The organism is Rhodococcus sp. NPDC060086 (genome assembly GCF_042730275.1).
Taxonomy (GTDB): Bacteria; Actinomycetota; Actinomycetes; order Mycobacteriales; family Mycobacteriaceae; genus Rhodococcus.
On the sequence record NZ_JBHWWZ010000023.1, the window covers coordinates 23167 to 38023 of the forward strand.

Below are 14857 nucleotides of genomic sequence, written 5' to 3' on the forward strand. Positions count from 1 at the left end.
CAGTACGCTCGGACGATGATGCGCGCGGTGATCGGCCGGCCGGCGGCCCTGTTCGTGGTAGCAGCAGCGGTGATCGCGGGCTGCTCGGATAGCACGGACACCGGCCCCCCGCCTGTCGATCCCGCCGCGCTGGCCGACAGCGTGCAGATCGACTCCGTGATGGGCCACCTCACCGAACTCGAACGCATCGCCACCGAGCACGACGGCAACCGCGCGCTCGGCACCGAAGGTTACGACGCGAGCGTCGAGTACGTGGCCGGCGCGCTGCGCGACGCCGGATTCGAGGTGCAGACACCCGAATTCGACGCCACACTCTTCCAGGTCGAGGCGCAGAGCCTCGAGGCCGATGGGCAGCCGCTGGGTGTGCGGGCGATGGGTCTCTCACCCACGACCGGACCAGACGGGCTGACCGCGCCCATAGTCCGGGTACCCGCCGACGACACCCCGGGATGTGACGCCACCGACTACGACGGGCTCGACGTCGCAGGTTCGATCGTGATGGTCGACCGCGGCGTCTGCACCTTCACGGTCAAGGAACAGATCGCCGCCGACGAGGGGGCGGCGGCTCTGCTCGTCGTCAACAACGAAGACGGGCCGCTCGCCGGTGCTGCGCTCGACGAAGCCGAGGGGCCGACGATTCCGGTCGGTGGCATCGCCGCGGATACCGGTCGGCGGCTCGCCGCGGCGCCTTCTGCGACCCTCGTGCTCGACACTCGGACGGACACGCAGCGCTCGCGTAACGTCATCGCGCAGACCGCTACGGGCTCGTCGGACGACGTCGTCGTGGTCGGTGCGCACCTCGACAGCGTTATCGAGGGGCCGGGAATCAACGACAACGGCACCGGTGTCGCCGCGGTACTCGAGACCGCCCTGCAGCTCGGCAGCGAACCCGGCGTCACCAATGCCGTTCGGTTCGCGTTCTGGGGGGCCGAGGAGGTCGGGCTCGTGGGTTCGAGCCGGTACGTCGAATCGTTGTCCGCCGACGAGCGCAATGCGATCGCCCTGTATCTGAACTTCGACATGCTCGGTTCCCCGAATCCCGGATACCTTGTCTTCGACGGTGACGACTCCGACGCAGACGGCGCAGGCCCCGGACCCGACGGTTCTGCGGGAATCGAGCGCACCTTCGAGCGGTTCTTCGCCGACCGGGGCATCGATGTGGACGGCACGGACTTCGACGGTCGTTCCGACTACGGCCCGTTCGTCGCCTTCGGGATTCCCGCCGGTGGTTCGTTCACCGGAGCCGACGATGCAAAATCTCCCGAGCAGGCCGACAAGTGGGGAGGCACTGTGGACGAGGCGTTCGATCCGAACTACCACTCGCCGGAGGACACGCTCGACAACATCGATCGCGACGCACTTTCGGTGGCGGCAGCGTCCGTCGCCTACGGCACGGCCGTCTACGCAGTCTCGCTCGACGGCCCGGACGGAGTCCCGAGCGGTGAGCAGCGCACGCAGGCGCGCGAGGCGTTCACCGAATAGCGGATCACCGAACGGCAGGCGTCACGGCTGTTCGTGAAGCCGCCACAGCGGGTTGACCGGTCCGTGCCCCTTGCCGAGGTCGTACGACCATTCGAGGCACTTGGTGACCCATTCTTTCGCAAACGCCACCGCATCCGGCACCGACATGCCGTGGGCGAGCGCCGACGCGATCGCCGCGGCGAGCGTGTCGCCGCCGCCGTGATCGTTGCCTGTGGCGAGGCGAGGGCTGGAGAACTCGAGGAAGCGGTCGCCGTCGAACAACAGGTCGGTGCTCGACTCCGAAGTGCGCAGATGACCTCCCTTGACGATCGACCACTGTGCACCGAGGCCGTGCAGCGCTTCGGCGGCCAGTCTGGCCGTGCGGTCGTCGATCACCTCGATGCCGGTGATGAGCCGGATCTCGTCGAGATTGGGAGTGACGACGGTCGCAAGTGGGATCAGTGCCGAGCGGACAGCTTCGAGTGCGCTCGCATGCAGGAGGGGATCGCCGTGCATCGACGCGCACACGGGGTCGACGACGAGCGGGACGTCCGTGTCGCGGCCGATCCCGACCTCCGAGCACACCGCCGCCACCGCTTCGATGATCTCGGTCGACGCGAGCATGCCCGTCTTGGCCGCGGACACTCCGATGTCCTCGACGACGCACCGCACCTGCGCCGCCACGGTCTCCGGCGGGATCTCGTGGAAGCCGCTCACGCCGACCGAGTTCTGCACGGTCACCGCGGCCACGGCGACACATGCGTGGACACCACACAGTGCCATCGTGCGCGAGTCGGCCTGGATGCCCGCGCCTCCGCCGGAGTCCGTGCCGGCGATGGTGAGCACACGAATCGGGGTGTGGCCTTGCTCGGCCAGGGGAAGCAGCTGCACGGAGGTGACCCTACCGGTCGCGAATCGAGCCGCGATCGGCGTCGGCACTCTGCTACCGGGAGTGCCATCCCAGCGCAGCGCGTGGGTGCTCTATAGTGGCGTGCGTCACACAATGAATGAGGTCGGGGAGGCGTTCATGATCAACTTGTCGACGGCGGAGGTGTCCGACAATGCCGATCAGAACCGATTCGAGCTGCGGCTCAACGGCGACCTCGTGGGCATTCTCGGCTATTTCGACACCGAGCATCCGGCGGGCGTTCCCGGTAGGGGGCGCCCGGTGGTCGATTTCCTGCACACCGTGATCGTCGAAGACTTCGGGCATCGCGGTCTCGCGGGCATCCTCGTCGGCGGTTCGCTCGACATCGCGCGGAGGCGGGGCTGGCGAGTGCGCCCGGTGTGCACGTACGTGCAACGGTATCTCGCGTCGAATCTCGGCTATCGCGATGTGATCGTGCCGATCGAACCTGCGCGGCGCGCCTGACCCGGTCGCGGGCCGGTGCCGCAGCCCGGGCTATTCGGAGAGATCGACGATCACCGGTGCGTGATCGCTCGCGCCCTTGCCCTTGCGCTCGTCGCGGTCGATCGACGCAGACGTGACCTTCGCCGCGAGAGCGGGCGACCCGAGTGCGAAGTCGATGCGCATGCCCTGCTTCTTCGGGAAACGCAGCTGTGTGTAATCCCAGTACGTGTAGACGCCGGGCCCGGGTGTATGCGGGCGCACGACATCGACGAACCCGGCCTCGGTGAACGCCGCGAATGCGTCGCGCTCGGGCTGCGAGGTGTGGGTCTTGCCTTCGAAGAAGGCCGGATCCCACACATCCTCGTCGGTGGGTGCGACGTTCCAGTCGCCGACGAGGGCGACCGGCAGATCGGGGGTGCCGGAGAGCCAGCCCTGAGCATCGGCGCGCAGTTTGGCGAGCCAATCGAGCTTGTAGGTGTAGTGGGGATCGGCGAGGTCTCGGCCGTTGGGCACGTACAGGCTCCACACCCGGATACCGCCACACGTAGCGCCGATCGCGCGCGCCTCACGGACGGGGGAGATCTCGGGGTCCTTCGAGAATCCGGGCTGATCCTCGAAGCCGATCTGCACATCGTCGAGCCCCACACGCGAGAGGATCGCGACGCCGTTCCACTGACTCAGACCGACATGCGCCACCTGGTAGCCCAACTCCTCGAAGCGGGCATACGGAAACTGCTCGTCCTTGCACTTGGTTTCCTGCATCGCGAGCACGTCGGTGTCGGTTCGCTGCAGCCAATCGACGATCCGATCGGTACGGGCACGGACGGAGTTCACATTCCAGGTAGCGAGGCGCACGGCCCCCACTGTAGGCGACCTAACCGACAGGTTCCGTGACGTACCCGTAGCGATGGTGATCGACGAAACCCAACCCCGCATACAGCTCACGGGAGGCGGTGTTTCCGGTCTCGATCTGGACGTAGGCGTGGGTGGCGCCGAGTTCGCGGCCCCACCCCAGGAGCGATCCGCTCAGCAACGTGCCCACACCCTGCCTGCGATGTTCCGCAGAGACCTCGACCGCGCTGAGGCCGGCCCAACGCCGGCCGTCGGGTGCATCGGTGACGGCTACCCGACCGATCGCGATCGGTGCCGTCCCGCGCGCACCGATACGACCGAAACCGAGCGTGCCCGCGGCGACCGCGCCGAGGACAGCACCGGCGGCATCTGGAAAGTTACCGCCGCGGTAGAGCGCGAGCCAGTCGGCGTCGGGCTCCGGAGATATGGCCACCGGCCCGGGGCCGGGAGGTAGCGGAACGTTGTCGAGATCGGCCGCCATCACCTGGACCTGTTTGCCGGGAACCCAACCCGCCGGGAACGGGGCGAGTCGTTCCGGAAGCAGCAACAGCAGGGGCAGCCCCCGGTCGGCGAACCACCCGTGCAGCCGCGCCCGCACCTCGGGATCGGCAGGGTCCGCGACGGTGCCGCGCGGTCCGAGAGGTGTCGCGGAATTGGCCCGGCCGGTGAAACCGCCACCGGCGCGCAGGAACCATCCGTCGATCCAGGCCTGTTCGAGGCCGGGCCAGCCGGCGGCCGCGGCATGTTCGAGCGAGCGGATCTCGGCGGTGCGGATCGGGCGTGCGGACAACGCCTTGAGCGCCACGACGGTATTCGGAGCGATCTGGACGAGCTTCTTCTCCGCGGTGCGCACAGCGACCGCCGGCTCCATCGACACCAGTTCACCGATGACATCGGTCACACGATGGCTGTATCCGGCAGGTAGGCGATATCGGACGACGACCCGCGTGCCGAGCGGGATCGCCGCGCCCGGTGCGCCGGCAGGACCGTCAGTCGTCATCTTCGTCATCGTCGTGCCCGAAGGGGTCGTCGACGCTCCCGGGCAGCCACGTCAGGCCGGGCACACCCCAACCGGCGCGCTTGATCGTCTTCTTGGCGGCGCGGGCGTTGCGTCCGATCAGGACATCGACATACAGGAACCCGTCGAGGTGACCGACCTCGTGCTGCAGCATCCGGGCGAAGAATCCCTGCCCCTCGATCTCGACGGGGTCGCCGTTCTCGTCGGTGCCGGTGACCTTCGCCCAATCGGCGCGTCCCGTAGGGAAGTTCTCGCCCGGAACCGACAGACATCCCTCGAGGTCGTCCTCCGGGTCGGGCATGCTCTCCGGGATCTCGGACGTCTCGAGCACCGGGTTGATCACCGCACCGCGTCGGCGGATCACGTTGCCGGACTCGTCACGATCGGGGCAGTCGTAAACGAACAGGCGCTTGGCGTACCCGACCTGGTTCGCCGCAAGGCCGACGCCGTTCGCGGCATCCATCGTCTCGTACATGTCGGCGATCAATTGCGCGAGTTCCGCGGGGGTTTCGGTCACCGGTTCGGTGGGATTGTGCAGAACGGGGTCGCCGGTGATGACGATGGGAAGGATGGCCATGGTGAACCAGGATAATGTGCGCGAGTCATCCGTTCGTCGGACCGGTCTGTGTCGGGCCCCCGTGATTGAATAACTCGCGGAAACACACAGGTGTCATCGTCATTGTGATTGTCATTGCGGTGTGAGTCATTGCGGTGTGATTCGAAGCAGTCGAGGAGTGAGATGGACGGCGCAGCAGCGCACGGTACGAACCCATCCGAAGCAGAAGGGCCGCGTCCGGGCGACGACGGCAGCCTTGTCGAGACCGGGAGCCCGGCCGATGTCGGAAGCCCGAACGATATCGGCGAGCACGGCCTCAGTCGCCGCGAGCACGACGTCCTGGCGTTCGAGCGGCAGTGGTGGAAGTACGCCGGCGCGAAGGAAGACGCGATCAAGGAGTTGTTCGGACTGTCCGCGACTCGCTACTACCAGGTGCTCAATGCCCTGATCGACCGTCCGGAAGCGCTCGCCACCGACCCGATGCTCGTCAAGCGGCTTCGTCGATTGCGCTCCAGTCGGCAGAAGGCGCGCGCCGCTCGTCGCCTCGGATTCGAGACGACACGCTAGCGCGCGGCACGCGTCGGCCGATCGGCCAACTATGGTCGAGGGCGTGAGCAGAACCGCCGAGAACGCGAACCGGGGATCCTCCGGATTACCGCTACGAGCCATTGCGATGCTGCTGATCTCTCTGGCGATCCTCTTCGCCGGGCTCGGATTCGCGTCGCTCGGCGGTTCGGATGAGGACGCAGCGTCGACAGCGGCCGCCACCACCGAGACCGCCTCGGAGACCAGCTCCGCTGCCGTGCCTGCACCCGCGACAGCCCGGCCTCCTGTTCCGGCGGCCGGGGGATCGCCTCCGAGTGCAGCAGCAGGCGCAGGAGCAGCGGGCGCCGGTACACCGAGCCCTGGTGTATCGAGCCCCGGTACATCGAGCCTGGGAACATCGGGTGCTGCATCATCGGGTTCGTCGCTTTCCGGAGCAACGGCGTCCTCGGCCGATGTGCGCGTCTACAACAACAGCAACATCGCCGGGCTCGCCGCACAGACCGCGACGCTGCTCGAAGACGAGGGCTTCACCATCGCCGAGACCGGCAACTACAGCGAAGGCCTTCTGGCGCAGACGTCCGTGTATTACGGCACGGGCTCCGGCGAGCAGGAGACCGCGGAGGCCGTGGCAGGCGCTCTCGGTGTCACTGCGCAGCCGCGTTTCGAAGGAATCGCGGACTCGGCACCGGGTGTGATCGTCATCGTCGCGGAGCCGTGAAATCGATCTCGACAGACGACCGGGTGACGACCCCGGAGACGGCCCCGGAGACGACACTGCCGTCACCGGGAGATGCGTGAACGGCCCCGGCTATGATCAGGTGACTTTTCGGTACTTCGAAGGAGCGGTTTGATGGCCCCCAGTTCCACTCGTCGCATGACCTGGCGTGCCCTGGCCCCGATCGTCGCGATCGCCGCGGTGGGTCTGAGCGCGTGCTCGAACAACGAGGAAGCCACCAGCGTCGTGGGTACCACACCGCCGGTGTGGACGGGGTCGTCGGCACCGGCAGGCGAATCGCACGGCAGCGAATCCGAGGACAGTGCATCGACCGGCGATGGCGCGGTGGCGTCGGGCCAGTCTCTAACCGCAGACCTCGAGACCACCGCGGGCGAGTCCGCCGGCACCGTGACCTTCGCCGAGCACGATGGCAACATCGAAGTGACCGTCGACGTCGAAGGCCTCGAACCCGGATACCACGGTGTGCACGTCCACGAGTTCGGTGTGTGTGAGCCGGAGTCGGCGGCTCCCACCGGCGGCGAGCCCGGCGCGTTCCTGTCGGCCGGTGCCCACCTGCAGGTGCCCGGCCACACCGCTGTCCCGGAGAGCGGCGACCTGGTTTCCGTCGTTGTCCACGAGGACGGCTCCGCGACCGCGACGGTCACCACCGCGGCGTTCACGCTCGACGATCTCCAGGGCGACGAAGGAACTTCCGTGGTCGTGCATCAGGACAATGCCGGCGATCGTCTCGCCTGCGGTGTGGTCGGCTGAGCGCACCGCTCGTAATTTCGCTCACAGGGCCCACTCGACCAGCACTCGGTCGGGTGGGCCCTGTGGTTGGATCGAGAAGTGGTTGTCGAATTTCCGGGTTCTCCGCGCCCGACACTCGGTGTGGAATGGGAGATCGCGCTGGTCGACAAGACGACCCGCGAATTGTCCAATACCGCTGCGGTCGTGTTCGACGCGGTCGGTGAGCTCCCGGGCGACACACCGCGTCTGACCAAGGAATTCCTGCGCAACACCGTGGAATTGGTCACCGATGTACATGACACCGTCGCGGAGGCCGTCGACGATCTCACCGAATCGCTGGGTCTGCTGCGTCGTGCCGCCGACCCGCTCGGCGTCGACCTGATGTGCGCGGGCACCCATCCGTTCGCGCAGTGGACCGACCAGGTGGTCACCCAATCACCCGAATACGACGAGATGATCGAACGCACCCGATGGTGGGGCCGCCAGATGCTCATCTGGGGTGTGCACGTACATGTCGGAGTGTCGTCGCCGCACAAGGTCATTCCGATTCTCAACGCCATGCTCGTCAAGTACCCGCACCTGCTGGCGCTGTCGGCGTCGTCGCCGATCTGGGCGGGGCTCGACACCGGGTACGCCAGCAACAGGGCGCTGATGTTCCAGCAGCTGCCCACCGCAGGACTGCCGTACCACTTCGCCGACTGGGAGCAGTACACCCGATTCATCGAAGATCAGCTCAAATCAGGTGTCATCAGCAAACCCGGTGGGATGCACTGGGACATCCGACCCGCACCCAGGTGGGGGACCCTGGAAGTCCGGGTCTTCGACGGCATCACCAACATGGCCGAGCTCAGAGCGCTCGTCGCGTTCGTCCACTGCCTCGTCGTCCACTTCGACGAATGCCTCGACCGGGGGGAAGAACTGCCGACTCTTCAGCCGTGGCACGTCAAGGAGAACAAGTGGCGGGCGGCCCGTTACGGCCTCGACGCCGAGGTGATTCTCGATCCTGCCTGCCGCGAACGCCTGGTCACCGACGATCTGCATGATCTGCTCGAGCAGCTCACCCCGACCGCGGCCCGGCTCGGATGCGCCGACGAACTCGCCGCCGTGGCGGACATCCCGGTTCGCGGGGCGTCGTACCAGCGTCAGCGACGTGTTGCGGAGCGCTCCGGTGGGGACCTGGTCGCGGTCGTCGATTCGTTGGTCGAGGAGCTGCGCGGCTGAGCTGAGTGCTTGTGCGCCCGCTCCTAGGCCCGGTAGGGAGGAACGTCCTTCTCGTCGAGAAGCCCGTCGCGGCCGAGCTGTTCCCGATAGGCGATGCTGCCCACACGGTGTGCGATCACGGGTGCGGTGAGCACCATGAACATCCCGGCCAACGCGAGCATCCACACGTCGAACGAGCCCCACAGGTTGAGCATCGCGCCGCCGAGGACGAACAGGAGCCCGATGACCTGAGGTTTCGTCGCTGGGTGCATGCGGGAGAGCGTGTCGCGGAAGCGGACGACGCCGATCGCCGCGGTCAGCGAGATCACCGCCCCGATGAGGATCAGTACGTGTCCGACGATGTCGAAGAAATTGCTCATTCTTCGTCACGCACCCGGAACCGTGCGACCGAGACCGACCCGATGAATCCGACGAGCGCCAGCGCAACCACTGCGGGCGCGAGGGTGGTGTCGCGGGTGTAGACCATCCAGATCGACACGCCGCAGATGGCGATGGCGAGTAGCGCATCGACTCCGACGAGGCGGTCGAGCGAGCTGGGTCCGGCCAGCACTCGATAGCCGATCAGCAGGGACGACGTGAACAGCAGGGCACCCGAAACCGCGAGTATCACGGTCATATCGCTTCCTCCGTCCCGCTTCTCCATGGGCTGGGTTGCCATTCCGAGTCCCGTTCGAAGGTGTCGATGAGAAGACGTTCGATCAATCGTGCGGAGCGGTAGAAGTCGGCGACGGCCTTGTCGGTGCTCACATCCAGCACGTGCACGTACATGATCCGCCTGACCTGGTCGATCTCGAGGACCATCGTGCCCGGGATGTTGTTCATGATGTCGGTCCACAGGGTGAGTACCAGATCGGACTTGATGGTCAACCGGCATCGCAGTACCCCTGTCACCGGGGGCGCTGCCGGGCGGATCGCCAGCCACGCGACCGAGATCGTCGACTTGATCGACTCGACGAAGATGTACACCCCGAGTCGAAGGGCCGACAGCAGGTGGGCCCGCCCTTCCACCGGCACCTTCGGCAGCGGGAGCAGTACCGCGATGATTCCTGCGACGATCAGCCCGCCGAGGACGTTGGCGATGCTGAAGGTGCCCCACAGAAGTACCCATACGAACGCCATCCAGATGATCACGGACAGGCGTAGTACATTGCCGCGGTTGATCATGGCGTTTCTCCCAACACGGCCTCGATGTACACCGAGCGGTCGCGCAGATTCTCGGCGGCGCGGTTGCTGATGTCGAGCAACGGTCCGGCGAACACGGTCAACGCCACACCGATCACCACCAGCGCAATCGTCGGACCGAGCATTGCTGCCGGCATCTTGCCGACATCGGCCCGCTCCTCGAATGCGATATCGGCTTCGGACTCGTCGATCAGCGCAGACGGCCCGATATCGGCGAGGTCGCCTTCGGGAGCGTCGGCGCGGGCACGCCAGAACGCCTTGGCCCAGACCCGAGCCACTGCATACAACGTCAAGAGGCTGGTGAGAGTGCCGCCTGCGACGAGAACCCACGCGAGGACCGACCCGTCCGCGGCGCCGGCCTGCAGCAACGCGACCTTGCCGATGAATCCGGAGAACGGCGGGATGCCTCCGAGGTTGAGGGCAGGAATGAGGAACAGGACGGCGAGCAGCGGGCTCGTCAACGCCAGGCCGCCGAGGCGGCGGAGCGACGCCGATCCGGCCTGGCGTTCGATCAGGCCGACGACGAGGAACAGCGTGGTCTGCACCAGAATGTGGTGCGCCACATAGAACACCGCGCCGCCGAGCCCGGTCTCGTTCGACAACGCGATACCGAACACCATGTAGCCGATGTGGCTGACGAGGGTGAACGACAGCAGACGCTTGATGTCGTTCTGCGCGATGGCACCGAGGATGCCCACGACCATGGTCAGCAGGCCGGCGACAAGCAGGACGTCGTCGAGCTCACCCTGCGGGAAGATCAGGGTGTGTGCACGGATGATCGCGTACACACCGACTTTGGTGAGCAGGCCGGCGAAGACCGCGGTGACGGGGGCGGGAGCGGTGGGATAGGAGTCGGGCAACCACGACGACAGCGGGAAGATCGCGGCCTTGATGCCGAACGCCACCAGCAGCACGCCGAAGATCGCGGTCCGAGTTCCCGAAGGTACGTCGTCCATCCGCAACGCCATCTGCGCCAGATTCAATGTCCCCGTCGCGGCGTAGGCGAACGCCATACCGGCGAGGAAGATCATCGACGACACCATCGAGACCATCACGTACGAGACCCCGGCGCGTACGCGATCGGCGCTTGCTCCCAAGGTCAGCAACACGAACGATGCGGCGAGGAGTACCTCGAATCCCACGAACATGTTGAACAGGTCGCCCGCGAGGAACGCGATGTTCAGACCCGCGGTGAGTGCGAGGTAGGTGGGCAGGAAGATCGACACCGGCTGCTGTTCGTTGCCGTCGTGGATACCCTGACCGACGGCGAACAGCATGACGGACAGCAACACGATGGCTGCGATGACGAGCATCAGCGCGGCGAGCCGGTCGGCCACCAGGGAGATGCCGATCGGCGCTTCCCACCCGCCGACCTGTACGACCTCGATGCCGTCCTGATCGGCGAAATACAGCAATGCGACCGCGACCACGAGCGACGCGACGAGAGCACCGACGGTGACGAACCGCTGTGCCCGCGGGCGGCGGCCAAGAATAAGGGTGACGGCGGCAGCGAGCAGCGGGATGAGGATGGGCAGCGGGATGAGAACGGCGGTGTCCAGTGTCATCGGTCGTCCTCCTTACCGTCGTTCTCGGCCTTTCCTGCGTTTCCGGTGGCCCCGTCTGCCGCAGCGTCGTCGTCGGTAACGGGAGACGGGAGGGGCCGGGGGCGAGGGTGAGGATTTCCGCTGCCGGGGTTGCGTGGATCGTCGTAGACGGAGTCGGTGGGGTCGTCGAAATCGCCGTCGTGCAGATCCTCGTAGACCTCGAGGTCCTCGATGTTGGTGAGCTGGTCGAGTGGGATCGGATTGCCTTCGGCATCGAACGCGTCGCCGCTCTTGCTCGGTACACCGGTGACCGGGTCGTCGGAGCGGTCGCGACCGGGCGCGTCGGCGAGAGTCCGCCGCCGCGACACCATCGTGTCTTCGGGGTCGTTCTCGACTTCGTCGCGTGCACGGATCGAGTACGAGCGGTACGTCAGCGCCAGCACGAACGCCGCGATACCCATCGTGATCACGATCGATGTCAGCACCATGGCCTGCGCGAGAGGATCGGCCATCTCTTCCCGGATCACATTGTCGGACCCGACGACGGGGGCGTCTCCGGCCGGGCCGCTGACAGCAATGATCAGCAGGTTGACGCCGTTGCCGATGAGCAGTAGGCCGAGCAGCATCTTGATGATGCTGCGTTCGAGCAGCAGATACACACCGCAGGCGACGAGCACTCCGACGATGACGACCAGCGTGAGATTCGTGGTCATCGGCGCTCACCCACGACCTCGGCGTCGAGCCGGGCTCCGAGGCTTCGCAGCACATCGAGGATCAGTCCGACGACGATCAGGTACACGCCGAGGTCGAAGAACAGTGCGGTGACCAGCTTGATGTCGCCGATCAACGGCAATGTCACCTCGAGGACCGCAGACGAGAGCACCGGCGCGCCGAGGAAGAGCGAGAACAGTGCGGTGCCTGCGGCGAAGGTCAGGCCGAGTCCGAGGATCTTGCCGGCGTCGATGGGAACCGCCTCTCCGAGTTCGTAGCGTCCACCTGCCAGATAACGCAGGACGAGAGCCAGCCCGGCGACGAGACCACCGGAGAAGCCGCCGCCCGGGGCGTTGTGTCCGGCGAAGAAGAAGTAGACCGACAGCACCATCATCGTGGGGAACACCAGCCGGGTGGTGACCTCGAGGACGAGCGACCGGTAGCGCGGATCGATCAGATCGCCGCCGCGTAGCCAGGTGATCTCGGAGTTCGACCCCGCCGCATCGAGCTGAGAGGCGGGTGCGTCGGAGACTCGCGGTGCGGTACCGAACCGGCGGGTGCGGAACACCAGGCTTGCGACGCCGGTCGCCGCGACCAGCAGGACCGAGATCTCGCCGAGTGTGTCCCATGCGCGAATGTCGACGAGCAGCACGTTCACGACGTTCTTGCCGTGGCCGAGTTCGTATGCCAACTCGGGGAGTTGCAGCGAGATCGGTTCGGCAGTGCGCGCAGCGACAGCGAACGCTCCGACGACGGTCACCACCGCACCGACCGCGATACCGAGCAGCGCGCGGGGTCCGCGTTTGCCGATCTCGGCCTGCGGATCGCTTTCGGGCGGGAGTTTTCGCAGTACCAGCACGAACATCACGAGGGTGACGGTCTCGACGAGGAACTGTGTCAGTGCCAGGTCGGGGGCGCCCTGCAGTGCGAACAGGACGCCGAGACCGTAGCCGGTGACACCGACCATCAGGACAGCGGCGAGCCGGTTCCGCATCACGGTTGCGGCAATGCCGCCGCCGATCATGATCACGGCGACGGTGAACTGCCACGGGGTGTCCCACACGCGGAACGCAGGCGTGTTGCCCGCCCCGAAGACGAACATCAACACGGTGGGAAGCAGCACGAGGGTGACGAGAATCGTGGCCTGGGTCAGCGGCAGCGAACCTCGCTGGATGAAACTCGTCAGTCTCGTCGACAGGGTGTCCATGCCGCGCAGGGTCGCGTCGTAGATACGGTCGGCGTTGCCGAGCGGGGGATGTTCGAACCGCAGTCGTGCGACCGTGCGGTGCGCGAGATACAGGCTGATACCACCCACGATGACGACTGCGGTCAGGGCGAGCGGCAGCGTCAATCCGTGGTAGAGCGCCAGGTGGTAGGGCTTGGCGAGGGAGGCAGGCAGCGTGTCGGCGTAGGGCGAGACGAGTGTATCGACCCAGGGTGCTGCGAATCCTGCCGCGAGACCACCGACCGCGAGCAGCGACGGTGCCGACAGCAGCAGCGGACCTGGAGCGTGAAGGCTCTGCACCGCAGGGCTGGGGCGCTTGAGCTGCTTGCGGCCGAAAGCTCCCCAGATGAAGCGGATGCTGTAGGCGAGGGTGAGGATCGAGCCGAGCACCATGCCCGCGACGACGGCGATGCGCGCCCACTCCGGAAGCACCTCGGCGACCAGTGCTGCCTCGAGCGCGGCCTCCTTGCCGACGAAACCGATGAACGGTGGTAGTCCGGCCATGCTCGCCGCGGCAAGGGCCGCCACCACCGCGAGGATCGGAGTCTTCAACCCGAGGTGCGCGAGTTTGCGGATGTCGCGAGTGCCCGTCGAGTGGTCGATGACCCCGACCACCATGAACAGGCAGGCCTTGAACATGGCGTGCGCGATGACCATTGTCAGGCCGGCGAGTGCTGCTTCACGGCTGCCGATGCCGACGAGTGCGGTGAGGAATCCGAGCTGGCTGACCGTGCCGAACGCGAGAATCAGTTTCAGATCGAACGCACGGAGCGCGCGCCAGCCGGCGAGGATCATCGACACGAGGCCGAGGGTGATGACGATCGGTCGCCACGGCGCTGCGTCGGCGAACGCGGGAGCCAGACGCGCGATCAGGTAGATACCGGCCTTCACCATCGCGGCGGCGTGCAGGTAGCCGGACACCGGTGTGGGGGCGGCCATCGCGCCGGGAAGCCAGAAGTGCAGCGGCACCACCGCGGACTTCGACAATGCACCGATGAGTACCAGCACGATGGCGACGCCCGGTAGCCAGCCGGCGGGTGCTGCCTCGATCACCGCGGACAGGTTGTAGCTGCCCACGAGCTGGCCGAGGATGATGATGCCGACGAGCATCGCGAGGCCGCCGGCCGTGGTCACGAGCAGCGCCTGCGTCGCGGCACGGCGACTCGACGCACGTTCGGCATAGTGGCCCACCAACAGGAACGACAGAACCGTCGTCAACTCCCAGAAGGTGTAGAGCACCAGCATGTTGTCACTGGTGACCAACCCGAACATGGTGCCGGCGAACGCCACCATCTCGGCTGCGAAGATTCCCAGACGCGGCTCGTCGTCTTCGAAATAGCGCGCGCAATAGAGCAGGATCAGTGAACCGATACCGAGCACCAGCAGGCACATGACGGCGGAGAGGGAATCGAACCGCATGTCGATATCCATCGACACTGCCGAAGCCCACCGGATGTTCAGTTCCTGCTCGGTACCCCAGTTTGCGATGACCCAGCCCAGGCTCGCCAGCGGCACGAGCGCCAACGGCAGAAACGCGTTTCTCCCCATGACTCTGACCAGCGGCGGTGCCAGGATCGCGGCAACCGCGTGAGCGATGAGTATGGCGAGCAAAAGGCACTCCGTCGGGATCGGGCCAGGCGGCGGGGTGAAACGGTCCTGTATTCAGCCTGCAATCGGAGGTGACCGGTGCAGAATTGACAATGCGACCGACACCGAAGCCGAAAC

General features: G+C 66.3%; 16 protein-coding genes. 6 read left to right on the forward strand and 10 right to left on the reverse strand.

The window, feature by feature from the left end:
• Nucleotides 1-15: 15 nt before the first annotated feature.
• The gene (locus ACFWB0_RS14705; RefSeq protein WP_378491188.1) at nucleotides 16-1482 is read left to right on the forward strand and encodes a M20/M25/M40 family metallo-hydrolase; all 1467 of its coding nucleotides are present in this window, start codon (nucleotides 16-18) and stop codon (nucleotides 1480-1482) included.
• Nucleotides 1483-1503: 21 nt separating this feature from the next.
• Here the strand turns inward: ACFWB0_RS14705 and thiD are convergent, their stop codons facing one another.
• Nucleotides 1504-2352 carry a bifunctional hydroxymethylpyrimidine kinase/phosphomethylpyrimidine kinase gene (thiD, locus tag ACFWB0_RS14710; protein WP_378491189.1) on the reverse strand — a complete coding sequence of 283 codons (849 nt, stop codon included), beginning with the start codon at nucleotides 2350-2352 and terminating at the stop codon, nucleotides 1504-1506.
• Between the two features lie 136 nt (nucleotides 2353-2488).
• On the opposite strand from thiD, the gene ACFWB0_RS14715 reads away from it, so the two are divergent.
• Complete coding sequence (locus ACFWB0_RS14715; protein WP_378491190.1) at nucleotides 2489-2833, forward strand: GNAT family N-acetyltransferase; 345 nt, start codon at nucleotides 2489-2491, stop codon at nucleotides 2831-2833.
• A 30-nt stretch (nucleotides 2834-2863) separates the two neighbouring features.
• Here the strand turns inward: ACFWB0_RS14715 and ACFWB0_RS14720 are convergent, their stop codons facing one another.
• The 3 genes from ACFWB0_RS14720 to ACFWB0_RS14730 are packed head-to-tail and all read right to left on the reverse strand — an operon-like array spanning nucleotide 2864 to nucleotide 5259.
• On the reverse strand, nucleotides 2864-3667 hold the full coding sequence (locus ACFWB0_RS14720) for an exodeoxyribonuclease III (RefSeq protein ID WP_378491191.1): 804 nt from the start codon (nucleotides 3665-3667) through the stop codon (nucleotides 2864-2866).
• Between the two features lie 19 nt (nucleotides 3668-3686).
• Entirely contained in the window at nucleotides 3687-4664 is a 978-nt protein-coding gene (locus ACFWB0_RS14725; RefSeq protein ID WP_378491192.1) for a GNAT family N-acetyltransferase, read from the reverse strand.
• Nucleotides 4654-5259, reverse strand: a complete 606-nt coding sequence (locus ACFWB0_RS14730; protein ID WP_378491193.1) for a peptide deformylase — start codon at nucleotides 5257-5259, stop codon at nucleotides 4654-4656. Before ACFWB0_RS14730 ends, ACFWB0_RS14725 begins: the two co-directional genes overlap by 11 nt.
• Nucleotides 5260-5421: 162 nt before the next feature.
• On the opposite strand from ACFWB0_RS14730, the gene ACFWB0_RS14735 reads away from it, so the two are divergent.
• From ACFWB0_RS14735 to ACFWB0_RS14750, 4 genes are all read left to right on the forward strand, one after another.
• Complete coding sequence (locus ACFWB0_RS14735) at nucleotides 5422-5805, forward strand: DUF3263 domain-containing protein (protein WP_378491194.1); 384 nt, start codon at nucleotides 5422-5424, stop codon at nucleotides 5803-5805.
• Nucleotides 5806-5836: 31 nt separating this feature from the next.
• Entirely contained in the window at nucleotides 5837-6502 is a 666-nt protein-coding gene (locus ACFWB0_RS14740; protein ID WP_378491195.1) for a LytR C-terminal domain-containing protein, read from the forward strand.
• A gap of 132 nt (nucleotides 6503-6634) precedes the next feature.
• Nucleotides 6635-7270 (forward strand): superoxide dismutase family protein, encoded by a 636-nt coding sequence (locus ACFWB0_RS14745; RefSeq protein WP_378491196.1) that lies wholly within the window; start codon nucleotides 6635-6637, stop codon nucleotides 7268-7270.
• Between the two features lie 78 nt (nucleotides 7271-7348).
• Nucleotides 7349-8470, forward strand: coding sequence for a glutamate--cysteine ligase (locus ACFWB0_RS14750; protein ID WP_378491197.1), 1122 nt, complete (start codon nucleotides 7349-7351; stop codon nucleotides 8468-8470).
• Between the two features lie 23 nt (nucleotides 8471-8493).
• Here the strand turns inward: ACFWB0_RS14750 and mnhG are convergent, their stop codons facing one another.
• Genes mnhG through ACFWB0_RS14780 form a run of 6 tightly spaced genes read right to left on the reverse strand, consistent with a single transcriptional unit; the run spans nucleotide 8494 to nucleotide 14743 of the window.
• Nucleotides 8494-8829, reverse strand: a complete 336-nt coding sequence (mnhG, locus tag ACFWB0_RS14755) for a monovalent cation/H(+) antiporter subunit G (RefSeq protein ID WP_378491198.1) — start codon at nucleotides 8827-8829, stop codon at nucleotides 8494-8496.
• Entirely contained in the window at nucleotides 8826-9086 is a 261-nt protein-coding gene (locus ACFWB0_RS14760) for a monovalent cation/H+ antiporter complex subunit F (protein ID WP_378491199.1), read from the reverse strand. The genes mnhG and ACFWB0_RS14760 overlap by 4 nt, the downstream gene beginning before the upstream one ends.
• Nucleotides 9083-9631 carry a Na+/H+ antiporter subunit E gene (locus ACFWB0_RS14765; protein WP_378491244.1) on the reverse strand — a complete coding sequence of 183 codons (549 nt, stop codon included), beginning with the start codon at nucleotides 9629-9631 and terminating at the stop codon, nucleotides 9083-9085. Before ACFWB0_RS14765 ends, ACFWB0_RS14760 begins: the two co-directional genes overlap by 4 nt.
• Nucleotides 9631-11217 (reverse strand): Na+/H+ antiporter subunit D, encoded by a 1587-nt coding sequence (locus ACFWB0_RS14770; protein WP_378491200.1) that lies wholly within the window; start codon nucleotides 11215-11217, stop codon nucleotides 9631-9633. Before ACFWB0_RS14770 ends, ACFWB0_RS14765 begins: the two co-directional genes overlap by 1 nt.
• Nucleotides 11214-11909 carry a Na(+)/H(+) antiporter subunit C gene (locus ACFWB0_RS14775; RefSeq protein ID WP_378491201.1) on the reverse strand — a complete coding sequence of 232 codons (696 nt, stop codon included), beginning with the start codon at nucleotides 11907-11909 and terminating at the stop codon, nucleotides 11214-11216. Before ACFWB0_RS14775 ends, ACFWB0_RS14770 begins: the two co-directional genes overlap by 4 nt.
• On the reverse strand, nucleotides 11906-14743 hold the full coding sequence (locus ACFWB0_RS14780; protein ID WP_378491202.1) for a Na+/H+ antiporter subunit A: 2838 nt from the start codon (nucleotides 14741-14743) through the stop codon (nucleotides 11906-11908). The genes ACFWB0_RS14775 and ACFWB0_RS14780 overlap by 4 nt, the downstream gene beginning before the upstream one ends.
• Nucleotides 14744-14857: the final 114 nt, after the last annotated feature.